The sequence below is a fragment of the Acinetobacter pittii ATCC 19004 = CIP 70.29 genome (assembly GCF_000369045.1).
GTDB lineage: Bacteria > Pseudomonadota > Gammaproteobacteria > Pseudomonadales > Moraxellaceae > Acinetobacter > Acinetobacter pittii.
Genome location: NZ_KB849796.1, coordinates 452,888 through 476,473, shown reverse-complemented (window position 1 = coordinate 476,473; position 23,586 = coordinate 452,888). Strand labels below are relative to the sequence as shown.

15 protein-coding genes and 2 rRNA genes are annotated in these 23,586 nt (G+C 40.9%); 10 read left to right on the top strand and 7 right to left on the bottom strand.

The genetic code is table 11. From position 1 onward, the window contains the following. From F928_RS18695 to F928_RS18685, 3 genes are all read left to right on the top strand, one after another. A 23S ribosomal RNA gene (locus F928_RS18695) occupies positions 1-2,121 on the top strand; the annotation flags it as partial. A 187-nt stretch (positions 2,122-2,308) separates the two neighbouring features. After that, positions 2,309-2,423: ribosomal RNA gene (rrf, locus tag F928_RS18690) — 5S ribosomal RNA — on the top strand. 160 nt (positions 2,424-2,583) lie between these two features. Continuing rightward, positions 2,584-3,180: a glutathione S-transferase family protein gene (locus tag F928_RS18685; RefSeq protein ID WP_002119262.1), complete on the top strand. Its 597-nt coding sequence runs from the start codon at positions 2,584-2,586 to the stop codon at positions 3,178-3,180. 48 nt (positions 3,181-3,228) lie between these two features. Here the strand turns inward: F928_RS18685 and F928_RS18680 are convergent, their stop codons facing one another. Continuing rightward, complete coding sequence (locus tag F928_RS18680; protein WP_079381041.1) at positions 3,229-3,933, bottom strand: TIGR04219 family outer membrane beta-barrel protein; 705 nt, start codon at positions 3,931-3,933, stop codon at positions 3,229-3,231. Between the two features lie 639 nt (positions 3,934-4,572). Between F928_RS18680 and F928_RS18675 the strand changes: the two genes are divergently transcribed. Continuing rightward, positions 4,573-6,051 carry a sodium-dependent transporter gene (locus tag F928_RS18675; protein ID WP_005078794.1) on the top strand — a complete coding sequence of 493 codons (1,479 nt, stop codon included), beginning with the start codon at positions 4,573-4,575 and terminating at the stop codon, positions 6,049-6,051. Between the two features lie 12 nt (positions 6,052-6,063). Then, positions 6,064-6,207 carry a methionine/alanine import family NSS transporter small subunit gene (locus F928_RS18670; RefSeq protein WP_002119126.1) on the top strand — a complete coding sequence of 48 codons (144 nt, stop codon included), beginning with the start codon at positions 6,064-6,066 and terminating at the stop codon, positions 6,205-6,207. Positions 6,208-6,247: 40 nt separating this feature from the next. On the opposite strand, the gene rsmB is transcribed toward F928_RS18670, so the two are convergent. Both rsmB and fmt read right to left on the bottom strand, forming a co-directional pair. Beyond that, positions 6,248-7,552: a 16S rRNA (cytosine(967)-C(5))-methyltransferase RsmB gene (gene rsmB, locus F928_RS18665; RefSeq protein WP_002119099.1), complete on the bottom strand. Its 1,305-nt coding sequence runs from the start codon at positions 7,550-7,552 to the stop codon at positions 6,248-6,250. Further along, a complete protein-coding gene (gene fmt, locus F928_RS18660) occupies positions 7,549-8,511 on the bottom strand; it encodes a methionyl-tRNA formyltransferase (RefSeq protein WP_002119247.1) in 963 nt (320 codons plus the stop codon). Before fmt ends, rsmB begins: the two co-directional genes overlap by 4 nt. Before the next feature lie 347 nt (positions 8,512-8,858). On the opposite strand from fmt, the gene ilvD reads away from it, so the two are divergent. The 3 genes from ilvD (at position 8,859) to F928_RS18645 (ending at position 13,100) form a co-directional block, all read left to right on the top strand. Continuing rightward, complete coding sequence (gene ilvD, locus F928_RS18655) at positions 8,859-10,688, top strand: dihydroxy-acid dehydratase (RefSeq protein WP_005804318.1); 1,830 nt, start codon at positions 8,859-8,861, stop codon at positions 10,686-10,688. Positions 10,689-11,001: 313 nt separating this feature from the next. Next, positions 11,002-12,291: a hypothetical protein gene (locus tag F928_RS18650; RefSeq protein ID WP_002119229.1), complete on the top strand. Its 1,290-nt coding sequence runs from the start codon at positions 11,002-11,004 to the stop codon at positions 12,289-12,291. 77 nt (positions 12,292-12,368) lie between these two features. Beyond that, positions 12,369-13,100, top strand: a complete 732-nt coding sequence (locus F928_RS18645; protein ID WP_002119192.1) for a sulfite exporter TauE/SafE family protein — start codon at positions 12,369-12,371, stop codon at positions 13,098-13,100. A gap of 8 nt (positions 13,101-13,108) precedes the next feature. On the opposite strand, the gene F928_RS18640 is transcribed toward F928_RS18645, so the two are convergent. From F928_RS18640 to F928_RS18625, 4 genes are all read right to left on the bottom strand, one after another. Then, on the bottom strand, positions 13,109-13,999 hold the full coding sequence (locus tag F928_RS18640) for a LysR family transcriptional regulator (RefSeq protein WP_002119266.1): 891 nt from the start codon (positions 13,997-13,999) through the stop codon (positions 13,109-13,111). 80 nt (positions 14,000-14,079) lie between these two features. After that, positions 14,080-15,375, bottom strand: coding sequence for a solute carrier family 23 protein (gene ycdG, locus F928_RS18635; protein ID WP_002119102.1), 1,296 nt, complete (start codon positions 15,373-15,375; stop codon positions 14,080-14,082). A gap of 297 nt (positions 15,376-15,672) precedes the next feature. Then, on the bottom strand, positions 15,673-18,357 hold the full coding sequence (ppc, locus tag F928_RS18630) for a phosphoenolpyruvate carboxylase (RefSeq protein ID WP_002119237.1): 2,685 nt from the start codon (positions 18,355-18,357) through the stop codon (positions 15,673-15,675). Between the two features lie 170 nt (positions 18,358-18,527). After that, entirely contained in the window at positions 18,528-19,151 is a 624-nt protein-coding gene (locus F928_RS18625; RefSeq protein WP_002119184.1) for a TetR/AcrR family transcriptional regulator, read from the bottom strand. 148 nt (positions 19,152-19,299) lie between these two features. Here F928_RS18625 and F928_RS18620 point away from each other — a divergent pair, with 148 nt between their 5' ends. Both F928_RS18620 and F928_RS18615 read left to right on the top strand, forming a co-directional pair. Next, positions 19,300-20,406, top strand: coding sequence for an efflux RND transporter periplasmic adaptor subunit (locus F928_RS18620; RefSeq protein ID WP_002119161.1), 1,107 nt, complete (start codon positions 19,300-19,302; stop codon positions 20,404-20,406). Then, positions 20,403-23,528, top strand: coding sequence for an efflux RND transporter permease subunit (locus tag F928_RS18615; protein WP_005078784.1), 3,126 nt, complete (start codon positions 20,403-20,405; stop codon positions 23,526-23,528). Before F928_RS18620 ends, F928_RS18615 begins: the two co-directional genes overlap by 4 nt. Positions 23,529-23,586: the final 58 nt, after the last annotated feature.

Here is a 23,586-nt window from a genome sequence, read left to right as displayed (position 1 = left end):
GAAAGGCTAATCAAGCCTGGTGATAGCTGGTTCTCCCCGAAAGCTATTTAGGTAGCGCCTCGGACGAATACCATAGGGGGTAGAGCACTGTTTCGGCTAGGGGGTCATCCCGACTTACCAAACCGATGCAAACTCCGAATACCTATGAGTACTATCCGGGAGACAGACTGCGGGTGCTAACGTCCGTAGTCAAGAGGAAAACAATCCAGACCGCCAGCTAAGGCCCCAAAATCATAGTTAAGTGGGAAACGATGTGGGAAGGCATAGACAGCTAGGAGGTTGGCTTAGAAGCAGCCACCCTTTAAAGAAAGCGTAATAGCTCACTAGTCGAGTCGGCCTGCGCGGAAGATGTAACGGGGCTAAAACTATGTGCCGAAGCTGCGGATTTGACATTAGTCAAGTGGTAGGGGAGCGTTCTGTAAGCCGATGAAGGTGTATTGAGAAGTATGCTGGAGGTATCAGAAGTGCGAATGCTGACGTGAGTAACGACAAAACGGGTGAAAAACCCGTTCGCCGAAAGACCAAGGGTTCCAGTCCAACGTTAATCGGGGCTGGGTGAGTCGACCCCTAAGGCGAGGCCGAAAGGCGTAGTCGATGGGAAATTGGTTAATATTCCAATACTTCTGTGTAATGCGATGAGAGGACGGAGAAGGTTAAGTCAGCCTGGCGTTGGTTGTCCAGGTGGAAGGATGTAGGTATGTATCTTAGGCAAATCCGGGGTACTCTATACTGAGATCCGATAGCAAGCTGTACTTGTACAGTGAAGTGGCTGATACCATGCTTCCAGGAAAAGTCTCTAAGCTTCAGTTACACAGGAATCGTACCCGAAACCGACACAGGTGGTCAGGTCGAGTAGACCAAGGCGCTTGAGAGAACTCTGCTGAAGGAACTAGGCAAAATGGTACCGTAACTTCGGGAGAAGGTACGCTGTTGTTGGTGATGGAACTTGCTTCCTGAGCTGACGACAGCCGCAGAAACCAGGCCGCTGCAACTGTTTATTAAAAACATAGCACTCTGCAAACACGAAAGTGGACGTATAGGGTGTGATGCCTGCCCGGTGCTGGAAGGTTAATTGATGGGGTTAGCGTAAGCGAAGCTCTTGATCGAAGCCCCAGTAAACGGCGGCCGTAACTATAACGGTCCTAAGGTAGCGAAATTCCTTGTCGGGTAAGTTCCGACCTGCACGAATGGCATAATGATGGCGGCGCTGTCTCCAGCAGAGGCTCAGTGAAATCGAAATCGCTGTGAAGATGCAGTGTACCCGCGGCTAGACGGAAAGACCCCGTGAACCTTTACTGCAGCTTGACACTGAACTTTGACCTTACTTGTGTAGGATAGGTGGGAGGCTTTGAAGTTGGAACGCTAGTTCCAATGGAGCCGTCCTTGAAATACCACCCTGGTAATGTTGAGGTTCTAACTCTGTCCCGTTATCCGGGACGAGGACCGTGTCTGGTGGGTAGTTTGACTGGGGCGGTCTCCTCCTAAAGAGTAACGGAGGAGTACGAAGGTGCGCTCAGCGTGGTCGGAAATCACGCGTAGAGTATAAAGGCAAAAGCGCGCTTAACTGCGAGACCCACAAGTCGAGCAGGTACGAAAGTAGGTCTTAGTGATCCGGTGGTTCTGTATGGAAGGGCCATCGCTCAACGGATAAAAGGTACTCTGGGGATAACAGGCTGATACCGCCCAAGAGTTCATATCGACGGCGGTGTTTGGCACCTCGATGTCGGCTCATCTCATCCTGGGGCTGAAGCAGGTCCCAAGGGTATGGCTGTTCGCCATTTAAAGAGGTACGCGAGCTGGGTTTAGAACGTCGTGAGACAGTTCGGTCCCTATCTACCGTGGGCGCTGGAAATTTGAGAGGATCTGCTCCTAGTACGAGAGGACCAGAGTGGACGAACCTCTGGTGTACCGGTTGTGACGCCAGTCGCATCGCCGGGTAGCTATGTTCGGAAGGGATAACCGCTGAAAGCATCTAAGCGGGAAGCCTACCTCAAGATAAGATTTCCCTAGGAATTTATTCCTCTAAAGAGCCGTTCGAGACTAGGACGTTGATAGGTTGGATGTGGAAGCATAGTGATATGTGAAGCTGACCAATACTAATTGCTCGTGAGGCTTGACTATACAACACCCAAGCAGTTGTATATGAAGCATCAATCGATTCATAAACATGCAAAGCAACTTGATTTAGTTATACTACTAGCTAAAATGAACAACGAAAAATCAGACCAATCAGCCCATCTGTAAAGATTTGGAAAACGCAACGTATCACACAGTGAATAAAACGAAGCAAGTATCCATAAACAGTTGTGCTGGCGACCATAGCAAGAGTGAACCACCTGATCCCTTCCCGAACTCAGAAGTGAAACCTCTTAGCGCTGATGGTAGTGTGGGGTTACCCATGTGAGAGTAAGTCATCGCCAGCTCATTATTCTAAACACCCCCGTTCTAATGAATGGGGGTGTTTTTTTATTGTGATAAAAAATATATGTGTGGGAAATAAATATAAAAATACTAAGGAAGAGTTGTGCTATAAATAATAAGAAAATTAATCTTTTAAGTATGCATAATAAGGGAAGAGCATCTATGATAATTTATGGTGATGTCGGTTCAGGTAACTGCTATAAGATAAAACTATTACTTTCCTTATTAAATATTAATCATAGATGGATCCACGTTGATATTTTAAACAAAGAAACTCAATCAGCTGATTTTTTGTCCTTAAATCCTAATGGAAAAATACCTGTATTAGTCCTAGAAGATGGTCGTGTTTTGAGCGAATCGAATGCTATATTGGGTTACTTGGCTGAAGGAACAAAATTTATTCCTACAGATCCTTTTATTAAAGCCAAAATGTATCAATGGATGTTCTTTGAGCAGTATAGTCATGAACCATTTATTGCAGTTGCTCGTTTTATTAATAAATATTTAGGGTTACCACCAGAAAGAATAGAGGAATACCATAATTTACAGCCAAAAGGCCATAAAGCACTATCTATTATGGATAAAGCTTTAGTAGATCACGACTATCTTGTTGGAGATCAATTAACTATTGCTGACATTGCCTTATATGCATACACACATGTCGCTGAAGAAGGTGGCTTTAATTTAAAGTTATATCCAAATATTCAAGTATGGTGTCAAAGAATTCGAGAATATTTAGGTTATGTAGATATGATTTAAATAAAAAAGAACTCATATCGAGTTCTTTTTTAGTTCTGAAATTCTGATTTAGAAATGTGCTTCTAGACCTACATATGGGCCTTTAAACTCAAATTTAAGATCATTGTTATCGTAGTCATCTAAGTCGATATTAAGTACGCGATAGCCTGCTGTTAGACCCAGATCAATGAGTAGGTTATCTGCAAATTTATATTTTACTTCTGCCAGTGCATCTGTAATTCGTGCATCATCAAAGTTTGTATAAGTTGCTTCACCTTTAGCACTTAAGCCTGTAAACGGAAGTTTTACTTCACCTGACAAATAAGCAATAGGATATGTTTTATCAATATCCACGCGCTTACCTGTATACGCAGTAATATCACCATTTAATACAGTGGCACCAAGACCAGCATCTACACTTACGATATTATCTAGTAACTCGTAGTAGAGGATAAAATCGCTATGATCTAAATCAACTTTATAGTTGGCTTGACCTAAAGTTTCTGATTTAGTTTCGGTATCTAAATTTACATAACGAATTTTTGCATTTGGAATAAATGGAATTGGGTGTTCTACTGCTAATGAGATTTGAGCACTACCTTTTTGATCTAAATCTTGATCTTCAGGTGATTGAGAAGACATATTAGCTTTACCGTCATAGAACCAGTAACCTACGTCGCCTTTTACTCCTACGAAGTCTGCTTGAGCAAAGCCACTTAAGCCCATCCCGAGCGTTAATAAAGATATTTTTAATATTTTCATTTTTACATCCACATAAAAGAAATCTTTGAGCGCATGATATAGACATCTTGCTACAGATGCATTGATAAAAAATAAGGATTTGAGGTATGTGATATGAGTAAATTTTTAAACCTTAAAAAAATTAATTTAATTCAAATAATTAATATTTTCTTCCTCATTTAAATGAATTTAATCTTTTAGAAAATTTAGTATAAATTTTGTCAATCGTATGGGACTTATTAAATTTTAATTGATAACTAGGGAGTTAAAAATAAATTAGTGGATAAGTTGAGTAATTAAATAAGTATTTTCAGGGATTGCAATAAAATTGCATTAAATAATAATTTTAATCTACAAGTAGTAGAACGTAAATATTAGCTGAAAAATAACCAATTGTGAAAAAAACTCAGAAAATTCGTAAAATTTCTGACGGAAATTACAGTAAAAAGAAATAAAAACAGGTATTGTTCAGCTATATAGGGGCAAAAAATGGACAAAAATCTTTAAGGAAGAATTTTCTATTTTTGCTTGTTTGTTAAGAGAATAAAAATACTCAAAAGGTGCATTTTATTTTCTACAAACACAAAAGTATTTTTTGGTTCTTTTTTTGCATGCGGAATAACAATCAACAATAGCAGTAAAAATAAGTAATCTTTTAACATTAGGTGTTCTATGACAGATTCTCGTGAAAACTGGACGTCACGATCTGGTTTTATTATTGCAGCCGTTGGTTCGGCTGTAGGCTTAGGTAATATCTGGCGCTTTCCATACGTTGCTTATGAAAATGGTGGTGGTGCGTTTCTTATTCCCTATCTATTGGCACTCATTACTGCTGGTTTACCGTTACTATTTTTAGATTATGCGGTAGGACATCGTAGTACTGGTTCACCTCCTAAAGCGTATCGTGCCCTATTTAAAGGCGGGGAAACATTAGGTTGGTGGCAAGTTTGTGTCTGTATCATCATTGGTTTGTATTATGCAAGTGTACTCACTTGGGCTGGTAGTTATGTTTACTTCTCTATTGGTCAAATGTGGGGAAGTGATCCGGAAGGTTTCTTCTTTAATACCTATTTGCAGACCACAAAAGCAACCGGTTTTGATTTACAGTTTGTAGGTCATTTATTCTGGCCGATTGTTGGGATTTGGGCACTTACTCTAATCATTCTTTATGGTGGTGTGAAAAAAGGTGTGGAATTATCGAATAAGATTTTCATGCCTTTATTATTCATTCTCTTCACTATTTTAGTGATTCAATCATTACGTTTACCAGGCGCGGTTCAAGGCTTAAATGCTTTCTTTACGCCGAACTGGTCAGCAATGATGGATTATAAAGTTTGGTTAGCGGCTTATGGCCATACCTTCTTCTCCCTCTCTGTCGGTTTCGGGATCATGGTGACTTATGCATCTTATTTGAAACCAAAAACGAATTTAACAGGTTCTGGTTTAATCGTTGGTTTTGCCAATCCATCAACAGAGATTTTGGCTGGTATTGGTATCTTCGCAGCGCTTGGTTTTATGGCTCATGCGGCAGGTACTGAAGTTAAAGATGTTGTGAGTGGCGGGATTGGGTTAGCATTTATTGCATTCCCTAAAATTATTTCAAGTTTAGGTACAGGTGCCGATTTATTTGGTTTCTTATTCTTCTCTTCACTTTTCGTCGCAGGTATTTCTTCGATGGTGAGTATTTTGGAAGTACCTATTGCAGCAATGCAAGATAAATTGAAATGGGGTCGTAAAAAAGCTGTAACCATTATTGGCGGTGGTAGTGCGCTTGTATCAATTATTTTATTCTCAAGTGTAAACGCAATTAAGCTGGTTGATATCGTTGATCACTTTATCAATAACATCGGTATTATTGGCGGTGCTTTACTTTCTATTATAGCCGTGACTTGGTTTAAACGTTCTGCACTGAAAGAACTTCGTGATCATGTCAATCGCATCTCAACTATTCAATTAGGTAAGGGATGGGATTTCACTTTAACAGTCATTACATCATTAATCTTGTTAACTACACTCAGTATGACTGTATTTAATTTGATCAAAAATGGCTATGATACTTATAGTATGAGCTTACAAGGTGTATTCGGCTGGGGCAGTGTGATTTTCTGTGCAGTCGTTGCAATTGTTTTAAGCAAAATGAAAGATCGCTAGGAGGATAGAATAATGAATACTTCAGCAATCGTAATGATGGTAATTTCGATGGTGTTTTTATGGGGTGGCTTGGCTTTGTCCATTATCCATTTATCGAAACATCCTGAAGAGTTAGATGATGTCTTAGAAGAAGTAAAGGATCAGCACACACTTTAATGCTGATCAAGTAAAAAAGCAGGCTTAAAGCCTGCTTTTTTTATGCAATTTTTTGGATTTTACAATAATAAAACCCATCACCAGACTGCGCTTGTGGCAGTAATTGGCGACCATGGGTTTGCTCGATTCCCCAATTAGCATCAATCTTGATCTCTTTTGCATTTAGATTTTCAGCAAAAAAAGTCATCATTTGCTGTTCATTTTCAGCTTTTAAAATTGAACAGGTGATGTAAAGCAATGTGCCGCCAACTTTAAGCTGTTGCCACATGTGGTCCAAGATCTGCCTTTGTAGTTCAATGGTTTGAGCTATATCGGTAGATTGGCGCAATAGGCGTATGTCAGGATGACGACGAATAACACCTGTAGCAGAGCAAGGTGCATCGAGCACAATACAATCTACTGGCTGTGCAGGTACCCATTGAGTTGCATCGGCTGCCAAAATCTCTGTATGACTTTGATCAAGTGCTAAGCGATTTAAGTTCTCAGTTACACGCACCAAACGGCTTGGGTCCTGATCAATCGCAATGAGCTGAGCAGGTTTAAATTTTTCAAGTAAATGAGCAGTTTTACCGCCTGGGGCAGCACACGCATCAATTACTATTTTATCGTTCAAATCTGGCAATAATGTTGCGCAAAGCTGAGCGTGTTCATCTTGTACGGAAAACCAACCTTGTTCAAAACCAGGTAGTTGAGTAATTTGTACAGATTGTTCAAGAACAATACCTGCCTCAGACAAAGTACATGCACGTGCCTGAATTTCTAAACTTTGTAGTTTTGCTAAATAAGCATCACGGCCAATATGACGCTGGTTAATTCGCAAGGTTAAAGGAGCGATTTGTTTTAATGATTGGCAAAGAGATTCAGCTTGTTCGCCCCAATCCTTTTTTAAGCGTTTGAAAAGCCAGCTTGGTAAGCCATGCGCCTGCTGTAAACCTTGCTGAAAGTCATCAGTTTCACGAGTAGCTCTGCGTAAAATTGCATTCACAATGCCGCTGAGAGCAGGGAATCCAAGTTGTTTTGTTGCATCTACTGTTTCTGAAATAGCAGCATGTGCTGCAATACGCGTGCATAAAACTTGATAAAGACCAACATAAAGACAGGTTTCTACTGTCTCATTATTTAGAGGCTTGCTGAGTAGAGGTAGGCTAATTGATTTAAGTGCAAACCATTGGCGCAATGTACCTAAAACAAGTTCGTGAAACAAAGCGCGATCGCGCTCAGCGACTTGATTGAGCTGTGTGTTTAAAATACTAGCGAGTGATTGGCCTTGCTGAACTTTTAATAATGTCTGGACGACTTGAGCACGCAGGTTAAAACGTGAGGAATTTGAGGTAACCTGACTCATGGCAAAATTTGTCCTACATGAAGTTTTTGAGTTTGTGCAATTTGTTGAGCGTTTAATGCTTTACCACCCGGCCACTGCACGCTAGTCAGACAAATAAATGTATTTTCACCGCAAGCAACATGCACACCTTGTTTATCGATTGCAATAATTTCACCAGCTTGGGCACTTGCTTTCGTTTGGCTAGAAACTAGAGAGTTCCAGACACGCAGAGCATTATTTTCATCAAGTTGAACAAAAGCGACTGGCCAAGGGTTAAAAGCACGGATATTTCGGTCAACTTGAATAGCATCAATTGCCCAATCAATACGAGCTTCTGATTTTACGAGTTTATGAGCATAGACCGTTAAGCTTTCGTCTTGAACTTCGCGTTCTGCCAAATATTTTTGTAGTGTTGCTTCTGACTCGAGTACCGCACAAATTGCTGTTGCACCTTGAGCTGCGAGTTTGTCATGTAATGTCGCTGAGGTATCTTCGGCAGTAATTGGGCAGTATGTTTTATACATCATATCGCCTGTATCTAAACCAGCAGCCATCTGCATGATTGTGATTCCGGTTTCTTCATCACCTGTTGCAATCGCACGCTGAATTGGTGCTGCACCGCGCCAGCGTGGTAATAGTGAGCCGTGAATATTTAAACAGCCATATTTCGGTGTATCGAGCACAGTTTGTGGAAGAATTAAACCATAGGCTGCAACCACCATCACATCTGCGCCTAAAGCTGCCAGTTCTTGTTGAGCTGCTAAACCTTCTTCGGTTGAAGCTTTGAAGTGAAGGGGTTGATAAACAGGGATATTATGCTCAAGAGCAAGTTGTTTTACAGGAGAAGGCGTTAGTTTTTGTCCACGACCCGATTTACGATCTGGCTGAGTATAAACCGCGATAATTTCATGGGAAGTTTTTAATAAAGCCGCCAATGCTGTTGCAGCAAATTCGGGGGTGCCAGCAAAAATAATTTTCACAAATGCAATCCAAAAAGAGTTTAGGCGTAGTATACGTGAAAAACGATTGAAGCCCTAAACTCATGGCGACTGAGCATTTTAGTTTTTAAATAGTGAACAAAAAATTATTGAAAAACTTTTATTGATAAAAAAAGGTTATGAAAAAATAAAAAATTATTCATGTAAGTTTTGCTAAATATTGACTGTCTATTACTGTTCTTGGCTTTCCGAATATTATTTGCTTCTATAGAATGGAGAATGATCAAATTATGATGATGAGTCAATATTCCGACTGATCTAACGCTATATCAGTATCATTCGCCAGAGCGGGAAAAATTCCGCTCAAGCACAACTTGTTGGAAACACTAATGCCTGACTATCGTTCAAAAACATCGACACACGGAAGAAATATGGCTGGCGCACGTGGCTTATGGCGTGCAACAGGAATGAAAGATGAGGATTTCGGCAAACCGATTATTGCGGTGGTCAACTCATTTACTCAATTTGTGCCGGGCCATGTACATCTTAAAGATCTAGGGCAGCTTGTCGCAGCAGAAATTCAGGCAGCAGGTGGTGTTGCTAAAGAGTTCAATACGATCGCAGTAGATGACGGGATCGCAATGGGGCATGACGGCATGCTTTATTCTTTACCATCACGTGATTTGATTGCTGACTCAGTTGAATATATGGTGAATGCACACTGTGCAGATGCCATGGTGTGTATTTCAAACTGTGACAAGATTACTCCGGGAATGCTCATGGCTGCGATGCGTCTGAATATTCCTGTTGTTTTCGTGTCTGGCGGACCAATGGAAGCTGGTAAGGTTAAGTTCCGCGGTAATGAAAAAGCGATTGACCTTGTTGATGCAATGGTTGTTGCGGCTGATGAAAGTTATACAGACGAAGAAGTTGAAGAATTTGAACGTTCGGCATGTCCAACCTGTGGTTCATGTTCAGGTATGTTCACTGCAAACTCAATGAACTGTTTAACAGAAGCTTTAGGTTTATCTTTACCGGGTAATGGTTCGATTGTTGCGACGCATGCAAACCGTAAAAAATTATTCTTAAAAGCAGGCCAACTTATTGTTGAATTGGCTAAGCGCTATTATGAACAAGAAGATGCAAGCATTTTACCTCGTTCGATTGCAACCAAGGCTGCATTTAAAAATGCGATGACTCTTGATATTGCAATGGGTGGTTCAACCAATACCGTTCTGCATTTATTGGCTGCGGCAAGTGAAGCTGAAGTTGATTTTACAATGGACGATATTGACGAATTATCACGTCGAGTTCCTGTATTGTCTAAAGTAGCGCCTGCAAAACAAGACGTTCATATGGAAGATGTTCATCGTGCTGGCGGTATCATGGCGATCTTAGGTGAACTTGATCGCGCGAATTTGCTTGATGTATCTGTACCGACTGTACACGAGAAAACTTTAAAAGATGCATTAGATAAGTGGGACATTATTCGTACTGAAGATGCAGACGTTTATGAATTCTATCGTTCATCACCAGGTGGTGTTCCAACTCAAGTTGCATTCTCGCAAAATCGCTATTATTCAACATTAGATGGCGACCGTGAAAAAGGCGTTATCCGTAATGCAGAAAATGCATTCTCTAAAGATGGTGGTTTAGCGGTTCTATACGGCAACATCGCGCTTGATGGTTGTATCGTGAAAACTGCAGGTGTTGATGAATCAATCTTGAAATTTACTGGTACAGCGCGTGTATTTGAGAGCCAAGATGCGGCTGTAGACGCAATTTTGGGTCATGATATTAAAGCTGGCGATGTGGTGGTGATTCGTTACGAAGGTCCACGTGGTGGTCCGGGTATGCAAGAAATGCTTTACCCAACCAGCTACCTTAAATCGAAAGGTTTAGGAAAAGACTGTGCATTGGTAACAGATGGTCGTTTCTCTGGTGGTTCATCAGGTCTTTCGATTGGTCATGTTTCACCAGAAGCGGCTGAAGGCGGTGCAATTGGTTTGGTTGAAGATGGCGATACTATTGAAATCGATATTCCAAACCGTACGATTCACTTAAACGTTGATGATGCGACTATGGCACATCGTCGTACAGTGCAAGAAGCGAAAGGCTGGCATCCGAAAGAAGAACGTAAACGTAAAGTATCAAAAGCGTTAAAAGTTTATGCAATGCATACAACAAGTGCAGCGAAAGGAGCTGTACGCGTTCTATAAAATATTCAATTTTAATAATTGATTATGAATCATGCACCCTTTAACACGATGAATTGCTATCATGTTAAGGGTGCATTTTTCATGTCTGGTAAAAAAAATCAGCTTGTAGAAAAAGGTGTTTTTAGATCATTCTATGGGTTTGCCATAAAATGGTGATAAAATCTTCACCTACGTAGAAACTTGCTAAAAACATGACTTATTTTCTGCGTAAACTAAGGTAGTTATATTTCAATCTCGACTACTGTTTTACCTTGCACTATGATCAAAACAATCTTTGATCTCGCTTAGGATTTATTTTTTAGAGGCACAACTCATGTCACTGCTACGCCGTTGGTTTGACCCTATTCGATCGAGCTGGTTTTACCAAAAGCCTTCTCGTCAAGCGGTGTTACCCACGGAAAATGGTTTAAGTATTTATTTACGACTTGATGATGTGTATAGCTATTTGGCTGTTCAGCAATTGTCTCAGCTAGATGAAATTTTAAGTGATGAACTTAAGCCTTTAAAAATTATTATTTCGCATACGGCTTCTGAACCTCCAAACAGTATGTCGCATGAAGAGTGGCAAAATTATTGTCTAAATGATGCCAAGATATTAGCCAAACAACATCGTTTCGGCTTTGATGAATTTCCAGAAATCCCAAGCCCAGAATCTTTAAAACAAGCGGCAGTCATATTAAAAAGAACCCCATTACAAGGTCAGAACTTCTTCCATCTATTAGAAGATATTTTCCACATGCTTTGGCAGCAACAATATGGAAAGTTGCGAACTTTACATGCCATGGCAGTTAAACATCAGCTTCCTCAACATTTTTCAGAACGCATTTTTACGGATGAGCCTGTACCTGCGGCATACTTTGAATTTGGTGGACGTAAATATCACGCAGTAGACGATTTATTACGTTTGACTCGTCGTCTGAAGCAGCAAAAGTTACTGACTGGGAATCCAATTTTTTTAATTAATCATATCGAATGGCGTGAACATTTGATTAATGATGCTGAGGCACTCACCGAGATTCAAACACTTCATCCTGAGCTTGATATTTATATTGCTTTAGAAGATCCAATGAGCTGGTTGTTACTTGCTTATATTAAAGAAGAGCTGGCTGATTATTATGATATTCAACTAAAAGTTTACCCTTTAAGTTATCAAGGTCGAGACTGGTTTGACTGGAGTTTGGCGACTCGTGTTTCTAAACGAACAGGTGTGGCCTTTACGCCATTTTGTCGCCCTACTGAGGAAAGTACATTAGAGATGGCAAAGCTTTTCTATAGTGTGCAAGAAAATCAGCAAATCGATACGATTTTCACAATATTACAGGCAGTTTGGACGAAAGGAAAAGATTTATCTTTCTTAAAACATTTTCAACAGTTACAGCAGCAACTTGGGATTGAGCAGCTAACCGACCAAGATGTGCAATCTGTTTTGGCGCAAAATGATGTCTTGTGTAAAGATAAACATCAGCCCGATTTACCGGTTTTAGAATTGCGTATTGATGGTCAGACCTACGTATTTAATAGCTTGTATCGTGTGTGGATGATTGAAAGTATTTTTAGCAATGTATTAGAAGAAAAATATAAAACAGCCTCAACTTTTAATTGAGGCCTACTACTAAAAACAAGAATAGGGCAGTACCTGTTTTTTCCGTAGCATATCCTTTAAGGAATCGGAGATAAACAGTGACTTTTTTAGCAATTATTATAGTGGTCTTTGCCTTCGCTGGCATGATTAAAGGCATGATCGGTTTAGGATTGCCCGCGGTATCGATGGGCTTACTCACCATTGCAATGAGCCCTTTTCAGGCAGCTTCTCTTCTGATAGTTCCTTCAATGGTCACCAATGTCTGGCAACTTTTTGCTGAAGGGCATGTCTGGGCGTTTATTCGCCGTTTCTGGACGTTGCTTGTCGGCATTATAGTAGGTTCTATATGGAGCTTTCTACCCACTTTAAGCCAAAGTCATGGGCATAGTAGTGAAATTTTATTAGGTTGCATGTTGGCCTTATATGGACTCTATGGTCTGTGCGTGAAGAAAATTCCACACTTAGGGAAGTATGAACGTTGGCTATCACCGATTATTGGATATATCGGCGGGGCAGTGACTGTAGCAACTGGTGTCATTATTATTCCAATCGTTCCTTATTTGCAGTCTTTACATTTAAAGCGTGATGAGTTGGTTCAGGCTTTTGGACTAACGTTTACTGTTTCTACCATTTGTCTTGCAGTCTTTTTACACCACAACCCGATGTCGGGAATGACATTAGATTATCGTTTATCTTTCGCTGCATTGTTGGCAGCGCTCGTTGGAATGTGGTTAGGTAAAAAAATCCGTTATCGGTTAAATGAGCAGTTATTTCGCCGTATCTTTTTTATAGGTTTGGTATCATTAGGGCTTTATATGATTTTGCATTAAGCTAATTTTTAAGGGCGATGTTGCAATAAAAAATCTGAAAATTGTTTATAACTATTAGGTAGCTGATTAAAATTTTGTGTGGCCAAAAGCAGTTTACGATTTGCCCACGCGCCTAGTAGTTGAATGGAATGAAAGTCATAGTCCGATTGCAAACGCTGGGCAGCACGAGCCGGCATAATCGCAATTCCGACACCTTTGGCGACTACTTCCGCAATCGCACCAAAATTAGGTAAGCGCAAACGGTACTGTATGTTAAAGCCCAATAGCTTAGCTTGAGTTTCGATGGACTGTTGCAACGAATGGTGGGGCTTAAGACCAATAAAACCATAACTTAAAGCCTCTACCAAATTCAGCTCTTGGTATTGAGCTAAATTGTGAGTAGGAGGACAAATCAGAACTAATGGATCACTAGCAAATTCCTTAGTTTGCAAATGTCTGGTATCAAAAAAACTTGAGACCAGCCCAAGATTTGCAACTCCTTGCGTTAATGCCTCTACAATTTCTGAACTTTCTGCCTCGTGTAAATCAATGTTCATTTCGGGATGAAGCACCAAATATTGCGGTAATAACGGAGGCAAATATTCGCTTTGAGCAGAAGAGTTACACCAAAGCGTTAATGACTCTGTTGTAGGCGGCCTAAAACGCTGCATTTCTTGTTCAAGCTGCTCTTTTTGTGTCATAAGCTGACGCGCATGCTCTACAAAAGCGTGTCCTGCTGTGGTGAGCTCCACTCCCGTCGTGTGGCGAATAAATAAGGGCGTTTCAAAATATTGTTCGAGTTTTTTAATGCGTTCGCTGGCAGCTTGAAGTGAAATTGCAGAGCGGTCTGCACCTTTGGTTAGGCTACCCGTAGAGACAATATGAAGAACCAGCTGTAAATCAAAAAAATCAAAACGCATGACAGGGAACGTGTTGAAGGCTAAAAAGTCATCATACTAAATCGTAATAAAAAAAGGCAGCTTGCGCTGCCTTTTTGAATTTAGGTTTTATCTTTTAAACTAAACAGCCAGTTTAAAATAATGGCTGCAAAAGTTGCGGTACCAATACCACCTAAATTGAAATTACCAAACAATAATTCAAAGTTACCAGCACCTAAAATAATCGTGACCGAAGCTACAATTAGATTTTTATTGTTAGAAAAATCAACTTTGTTTTCAATCCAGATTTTTGCACCGGCAATGGTAATTAAACCAAACACGACAATAGATGCACCTGTTAAAACTGCGCTTGGGATCGTACTAATTACCGCGCCAAATTTTGGAGATAGACCTAAGAAAATTGCAAAGACACCTGCGATGACGAAAACAATGGTTGAGTACACACGAGTGACTGCCATCACACCAATGTTTTCACCGTAAGTAGTCATCCCTGGAGCGCCGACACTACCAGATAATGTTGTCGCCAAACCATCTGCAACAAATGCTTTACCTAATTGTGGAGTCAGGTTTTCACCAGTCATCGCGCCAACAGCTTTAATATGTCCTAGATTTTCTGCTACTAAGATAAGCGCAACTGGCGCAATAATTAGCATAGCATTCGTGTCAAAAGTAGGATGCGAAAAGCTTGGAATCCCAAACCATGCGGCTTGTGAGATCTGGCTAAAATCGATTGGTTTACCTAAACCTAGCCCATTGGTGGTGATGGCATAAATCACATAAGCCAAGATCAAACCAATCAACAGAAGCAAGCGTTGCAACAGGCCACGAGTAAAGACTGCAATACTACCCATACAAAGTACGGTAATTAAGGCCATCCACATTTCAAATGGTTGGCCTGCAACACCTTTAATCGTAACAGGTGCAAGGTTCAGACCAATAATCATCACAATGGCACCAGTCACCACAGGCGGCATGAGTTTTTCAATCCAGCGTGTACCCGTGAGCATGACAATAAAACCGATGATGGCATAAAAAACACCACATGCTACGATTCCACCTAAAGCCATAGATAGATTTGGATTGGCACCTGAACCTGTAATATGCCCAGTTGCAGCTGCAACCACCCCAATAAAGGCAAAACTTGATCCTAAGTAACTTGGAACACGACCACCTGTAATTAAAAAGAACAGGATGGTACAGATACCAGACATTAAAATAGCAAGGTTAGGATTAAAACCCATGAGTAAAGGTGCTAAAACAGTTGCTCCAAACATGGCAAATGCATGTTGAATACCCAAAACAGCACTTTGAACGGGTGGGAGATATTCATTGGTAGAGACTGGCCGATGGTCAATATCACCTTGGTAAGGCTGCCATTTTGGAAACCAATTGGACATAAAATAAGCTCATTATTCTTTAATTGCTGCCATGATACTCTTTCTTGTGAGTGCATTTAATCTTTAGAGAGAAGTATATGAGTGAAAAGTAGTTATTTTTTAACGATTGGTATAATTTTAAAAAAACTAAATGTGCGTATTTAGTTATTTTTTTCTCATAAATATTAATTTTATGATTTTTAAAAAATATTCAAAAAAATAGAAAATCGGAGAAAATTTAAGAAAAATAAAGAACTTTGCAAGTAAAAAGCAGCACATCGAGATGCACTGCTTTATAAAACAATTGGTAAAATCAGCTTAACCTGTATTGCGTAAACCCGCAGCAATACCCGCAATACTCACCATAAGTGCATGGTCAACAGGGGTGTGTTCTGCCTGACGCTCAGCAAGATAATCACGACGACGCTTCATGAGTTCAGCCTGTAAAAGATGCAAAGGAAGTAAGTATGGTTTACGAACCTGCATTGATTGATCAAGAACTTCGTTGTTACTAAGAAGCTTTGATTCATCTTTCAATTTAAGTAGTGTTTCAACAGCATCTTTTAAGCGCTGACGTAATTGATTACCGAGCACTTTTAAATCTTCATCTTCAGTCAAATGAGATTCGTAATAGAGTGCAATGTTGGCATCGGCTTTAGACAATACCATTTCCAGCATATCAATAAGCGTCTGGAAATAAGGCCATTGCTGGAGCATTTCATCAAGCGTTGCTTTTTGCTGATCGGCAATCACTTCATTAATGGCAGCACCTGTACCTAGCCATGCAGGCAACATCAAACGAATTTGTGTCCAAGCAAATACCCATGGAATCGCACGTAAAGACTCGATGCCGCCACTCACTTTACGTTTTGCAGGACGCGAGCCTAATGGCAACATTTGTAATTCAAGTTCAGGAGTGACGGTACGTAAATATTTCACAAAGTGAGGGTTTTCACGAACAGTTTGACGGTAAACCTTAACAGAATGATCAGTCATACGGTTCATAATTTCACGCCACTCAGCCTTAGGCTCTGGTGGTGGTAATAATGTCGCTTCAAGCGTTGCTGCGGTATAGATTTCAAGGTTTTGCATGGCAATACCTTCTAAACCGAATTTGAAACGGATCATTTCACCTTGTTCTGTGACACGAATTGCACCAGAGATCGAACCAGGCGGCTGTGAAAATAGTGCCTGTTGTGTTGGAGCACCACCACGACTAATTGAACCACCACGGCCATGGAATAGCGTTAACTGTACGCCGTGTTTTTGAGCAATTGCAGTTAGCTCTTCTTGAGCACGATACTGCGCCCAGTTGGCAGACATAAAACCGGCATCTTTTGCTGAGTCGGAGTAACCGATCATGACTTCGTGTTTACCCTGAATGTGCTGTTTATACCAATGCATATTGAACAGCGTATTCATGGTAGTTGCTGCGCCATCTAAGTCTTTTAAAGTCTCAAATAAAGGCACTACACGTAAAGGATGCTGAATACCGGCTTCTTTTTGCAATAACAATACAGCTAAAACATCACTTGGATATTCAGCCATAGAAATAATATAAGCCCCTAAAGACTCAGGTGGTTGGTCTGCCAAAGTACGCATGGTTGCAAATATTTCTTGTACATCTGGGTGACCAATTAAACTGCCTTCAGGTTCATTAATATATTTCGGTAAAAGTGGACGTTTACTTTGTAATTCCTGAATGAGGAAATTTTGGCGCGCTTGTTCGGTCCATGACTCAAAATTACCTAAACCTAAATATTCGGTAATTGCTGAAATGGCTTGACGATGACGACCTGATTCTTGGCGAATATCGAGTTTAAGTAGTTCAATACCAAAACAGTTCACACGGTAGATAAAGTCGAGTAGTTGACCATTCGCGATTTCAGGTAGGTTACTGTCGATTAAAGAGCGATAGCACAGCAATAAAGGCTGTAAGAGTTCGTCTTTACTTTTAATGACATTGCTGTCGTCTGCTTCTAAGCCTTGTAAACGCTGAGCTAACCAGTGTCGAGTCGCTTTTAAACGCTCTCGTGTAGCACGTAAATATTCACGATAAGGTTCTGCATGTTGGCTACCAATTGCCTGAATCATTTCTTCAGAACACGTCTGGATTGAAAGTTCCCAACGTAAGTTTTCGATATCTCTTAAATAGAGATCGGCAGCTTGCCAGCGTGATAACCACAGCACTTCTTGGGTAATTTGATGGGTAACATTTGGGTTGCCATCACGGTCTCCGCCCATCCAAGATGCGAAACGTACTGGTGCAATATTCAGTGGTAAATTAAGTTGGCAGTTTTCTTGAACTAATTCATTTAACTCGCGAATGAATTTAGGTACAGCATTCCAAAGTGTTTGCTCAATTGTGGCAAATCCCCATTTTGCTTCATCGACTGGAGTTGGACGGTGCTGTCTGATTTCATCTGTTTGCCAAGCCGAACTAATTTGTTGCTTTAAATTCGCAAGTGCATTTTGGCGTTCGCGTGGGGTAAGTTTTTGCTGATCAAGCTGTGAGAGACATGCGTTAATATCATCATATTTTTGAATGAGGGTACGACGACTCACTTCAGTTGGGTGCGCCGTAAGTACTAACTCAATTTTAAGATCGCAAATTTGCTGGAATAGTTTTTCTGTTGAAATACTTTTATCTTTAAATTTTTGAAATAAGTGAACAAGCGGATTAGGAGAGTTTGCATCCGAATCAAACTCTGCCTGTCTGCGGCTACGGACCACATGATATTGCTCGGCAATATTGGCAAAATTGAGGAAGTGAGAAAAAGCGCGGGTGAGAGGAAGTAACTCTTCATCGGGCAGTTCTAAAAATAATTGTTCTAGTTGCTTTTCGGCTTCAGCTTGACCATCACGTGCACCTTTGGCAAGAGCACGGATTTGCTCGATCTGATTAAACAGTTCTTGTCCTGCATGTTGTTTTAGGGTTTCACCTAACAAATTACCAAGTAAGCGGACATCCTCACGCAGTGGCGCATCGATTTGCTGAACCATGCTATTTTCTCCTGTTCTTATTCTTATCGAATATAGCGCGATTAACAAACATTCCAAGCTTTGAGCGTAAGAAAATGTGAATTTTTGCTTAAAAAATAACATTTAATTCGCTTGTAGTGTCTTAAAAGCTGGCATGCACTCAGCGCAACTTTTGACAATCGGACTTTGGTTTAATTCCGATATTTGAGCAAGAATAAATTAATTGCGTCGCGAATAATTTGCTCTAGCTCCTGTGCATTTGGGGCAGCAGTAATGCCCAGTAAAACCTTGTGATGGCGTACACCAAGCAATAAGGTCAAAAGCAGTTCTGTTTGATAGATCGGATCATCGGCTTGAATGAAACCTAATTGAGCAGCTTTTTGAAAAAACTCAGCTAATTGATTCTCCATTCGTGTATGTGAAGCTTCAAAAAACTGTAGGGCGAGTGGGTTCTGTTCGGCTGCAAGCTCCAACAATACATGATCAAGCTTTAATGCTTCAGGTGAATAAATAATTTGTAAGGCACGTGAACATACAATAAAGAGTGTTTGATAGAAGTCTGCCGATGTATCTAAGTCAAATTGTTTAGTGCACAGTGTCTCTTCACAAGTTTCCGTAATCGCGCAGATAAACAGGTTCACTTTATCTTGAAAGTGGTTATAAACCGTGAGTTTAGTAACGCCTGCTTCCTGTGCAATCTGGTTCATGCTAGTACCGTGATAACCGGATTTTAAAAAAATAGCTTTCGCGGCTTGTAGGATACGAGCACGCTTTTCCAGATCTTTGGGGCGACCACTTTGATTAACTGTTTGCACAAAACCCTCTAATAAAAGTTTAGAAAAATAAATATTTATAAGTTTTTTTTAATTAATGTACTCGTAGGTATATTAATTAAAAAACAAACAAATTATGATGCAAGCATATTGTGCCTTAAAAAATCAGTTTGAATAAGAGCGATAAGATATGAATCTGTTAAAACCTCTCATCATGAGTATGGTGATTGTTTGTACGGTCACATTAATGGGATGCAGTAAAGAAGCACCCAAAACAGAAGAAATACCCTATGTGATGGTGGCGCAGCCATTAACCACACTCAATGAACAAAAAAGCTATGCAGGGGATGTGCAGGCTAGACAACAAACGGCTTTGGCATTTCGGGTTGGTGGACAAGTTACGGCGCGCTATGTGGATGTAGGCGACCGAGTTAAAGTTGGAAAAGTATTAGCAAAACTCGATGTGGCAGATGCTCAGTTACAATTAAATGCTGCTAAAGCCCAACTGGATAATGCACAGGCTTCAGCAAAAACAGCAGCAGATGAACTTAAACGTTTTCAACAATTACTCCCTATTAATGCAGTGAGCCGTTCGCAATTCGATACGGTAAAAAATCAATATGACGCGGCACAGGCAGCACTACAACAAGCTCGTTCTAACTATGAGGTTTCTGCTAACCAGACAGGTTATAACCAACTCGTTTCTAACAAAAACGGGGTGATTACTGCGCGAAATATAGAAATTGGACAAGTGGTTGCAGCAGGACAAGCTGCTTATCAACTTGCAATTGATGGAGAGCGTGAAGTTGTTATTGGTGTTCCTGAACAAGCAGTTACCGAGATTAAAGTTGGTCAAGGCGCTTGGATCACCTTGTGGTCTAAACCGAATGAAAGGTTTGCCGGATATGTACGTGAAGTTTCTCCGGCAGCGGATCAGTCTCGTACCTTTACAGTGAAAGTTGCACTCAAAGAAGGGCAGTCTGTTATCCAACTTGGACAAAGTGCACGCGTATTTTTTACCTCAACTCAAACCAACGTGATGAGTGTGCCACTTTCGAGTGTTTCAGCAACAGATAATCAGCCTTATGTCTGGGTTGTTAATGCGAATCAGACTTTACGTAAAGTACCTGTAACGGTTGGTGCATATGGCAGAGACAGTGTACCCGTGCTATCTGGTTTAACACCAAATGATTGGGTGGTGATTGGTGGTGTGCATTTGCTACGCGATAAGCAGAAGATTCACCCGATTGACCGTGAAAACCGTGCGGTGAAAATTCAGGGAGCAATCCAACCATGAAATTCAATCTCTCGGAATGGGCATTAAATAATAAAGGTATCGTCCTTTATTTTATGCTGTTACTTGGCATTATCGGCGCGATCTCTTATTCAAAACTCTCACAAAGTGAAGACCCACCATTTACCTTTAAAGTCATGGTCGTACAAACCTATTGGCCGGGAGCAACAGCGAAAGAAGTTTCAACGCTGGTGACTGACCGTATCGAAAAGGAACTGATGACAACAGGGCAGTATGACAAGATTATGGCTTACTCCCGCCCAGGGGAGTCGATGGTTACGTTTGTTGCCAAGGACTCGCTGACATCGGCACAGATCCCTGACGTTTGGTATAACGTCCGTAAGAAGGTGAATGATATTCGCCATGAACTGCCAAACGGTGTACAAGGCCCATTTTTTAACGATGAATTTGGGGACACTTTCGGTAATATTTATGTACTGACAGGCAAAGACTTTGACTATGCACTTTTGAAAGAATATGCAGATCGTTTGCAATTACAGCTTCAACGAGTCAAGGATGTCAGTAAGGTCGAATTGATTGGTCTACAAGACCAAAAAATATGGGTTGAGATTTCTAACACTAAAGCGGTACAGCTCGGAATTCCAGTTACAGCGATTCAAGAAGCCTTACAAAAGCAAAATAGTATGGCAAGTGCTGGCTTTTTTGAAACGGGTACAGACCGTATTCAAATTAGAGTAAGTGGTCATCTACAAAACATTGATGAAATTAAAAAAACACCTTTATTGGTCGGTGATAAAACCATCCAGCTTGGTGACGTTGCTGATGTTTATCGTGGTTTTAGTCAGCCTGCTCAACCACGTATGCGTTTCATGGGTGAAAATGGTATTGGCATTGCCGTTTCGATGCGTAAAGGCGGTGACATTATTGCCCTTGGTAAAAATCTAGAAACAGAATTTGCCCAACTGCAAAAGACCTTGCCACTCGGCATGAAATTGCAAAAAGTTTCTGACCAACCTGTAGCAGTACAACGCAGTATTCATGAGTTTGTGAAGGTACTCGCTGAAGCAGTCATTATTGTCTTGTTAGTGAGTTTTTTCTCTTTAGGCTTCCGTACGGGATTGGTGGTCGCTTTTTCTATTCCTTTAGTTTTAGCAATGACCTTTGCCGGTATGAGTTTATTCGATGTCGGACTGCATAAGATTTCACTTGGTGCTCTGATCTTGGCATTAGGTCTGTTAGTCGATGACGCCATTATCGCCGTCGAGATGATGGCCATTAAGATGGAGCAGGGCTATAGCCGGATTAAAGCCGCTGGATTTGCGTGGAAAACTACAGCATTTCCGATGCTCACGGGAACATTGATTACCGCGGCAGGTTTTTTACCGATTGCTACGGCTCAGTCTAGTACAGGCGAATACACACGCTCTATTTTTCAGGTCGTGACCATTGCTTTATTGGTGTCTTGGATCGCGGCAGTTTTATTCGTACCTTATTTAGGTGAAAAGCTATTACCCGATTTTACCAAGTTAGGACATCAGGCCCCTTGGTATGTCCGTTTGTGGGCAAGATTAACGAAAAAACCGCAACCGCAAACTGTGGCAATTTCACAGGACCATCATTACGATCCTTATCAATCTAGTTTCTATTTACGTTTTAGAAAGATGGTCGAGTTTTGTGTGACCTATCGTAAAACCGTGATTGCAACGACGGTGGGGATTTTTGTGCTCTCTGTGCTGATGTTTAAGATGGTACCTCAGCAGTTTTTCCCGCCTTCAAACCGTGCCGAGATTTTAGTCGATTTAAAACTTGAAGAAGGCGCTTCTTTAACAGCAACAGAACAAGCTGTGAAAAAGGTTGAAAAATTCCTGTCTAAACAAAAAGGTATTGATAACTATGTGGCCTATGTAGGGACAGGTTCACCACGTTTTTATTTACCTTTAGACCAGCAATTACCACAAGCCAGCTTTGCACAGTTTGTTGTACTTGCTTCATCACTGGATGATCGTGATGACATCCGTCGTTCGTTAGAAACACAAATTAAACAGTTACTTCCACAAGTCCGTACTCGTGTGTCATTACTCGAAAATGGCCCACCTGTGGGTTATCCATTGCAATATCGTGTGTCAGGTGAAGATTTAAATCTGGTACGTAAAGAAGCGCAGCAAGTCGCTAAAGTAATGAGTGAAAACCCGAATACCACCAATGTGCATTTAGATTGGGGTGAGCCAAGTAAGATCATTTCCATTCAAATTGATCAAGATCGTGCTCGACAAATGGGTGTCTCTAGTCTGGATTTAGCAAACTTTATTAATGCATCAATTACTGGTAGTGCGATTGAGCAATATCGTGAAAAACGTGAACTTATTGAAATTCGCTTACGCGGGGACCAAGCAGAGCGCGTTGAAGTGGCTTCACTGGCAAGCTTAGCTGTGCCAACGAACAATGGAACCACTGTACCTTTAGCTCAAATCGCGAAGATTGAGTATAAGTTTGAAGATGGTTTGATCTGGCATCGTAACCGCTTACCGACGATTACTGTTCGCGCAGATATTCGTACCAATTTACAGCCTGCTACCGTTGTGGGTGAGTTAGCTGAATCAATGGATAAGTTACGTGCTGAATTGCCAAGTGGCTATCTTATTGAAGTGGGTGGAACCGTAGAAGAGTCTGCACGTGGGCAAGATTCTGTGAATGCGGGTATGCCCCTCTTCTTGGCAGTGGTCATGACATTATTGATGATTCAGCTCAAAAGCTTGTCTCGCTCGACCATCGTGTTGTTAACAGCTCCACTGGGTTTAATTGGTGTTGTTTTATTCTTACTGTTATTTAACAAACCATTTGGCTTTGTGGCCATGTTAGGCACAATTGCGCTCTCTGGCATGATCATGCGTAACTCGCTTATTTTGATTGATCAAATTGAGCAGGACCGACAAGCGGGACATCCAACTTGGGAAGCAATTATTGAAGCGACAGTGCGTCGATTCCGTCCAATTATTTTGACTGCTTTAGCCGCTGTTTTGGCCATGATTCCACTTTCGCGAAGTATTTTCTTTGGTCCGATGGCAGTTGCGATCATGGGCGGATTGATTGTTGCCACCTTACTGACATTATTTTTCCTACCTGCACTCTACGCAGCGTGGTTTAAGGTGAAAAAAACCGCATAAAATACATAAATTTTTTGTGAATAAAGGTGCGAAATATTGAAAACTCCAATATAGTAGC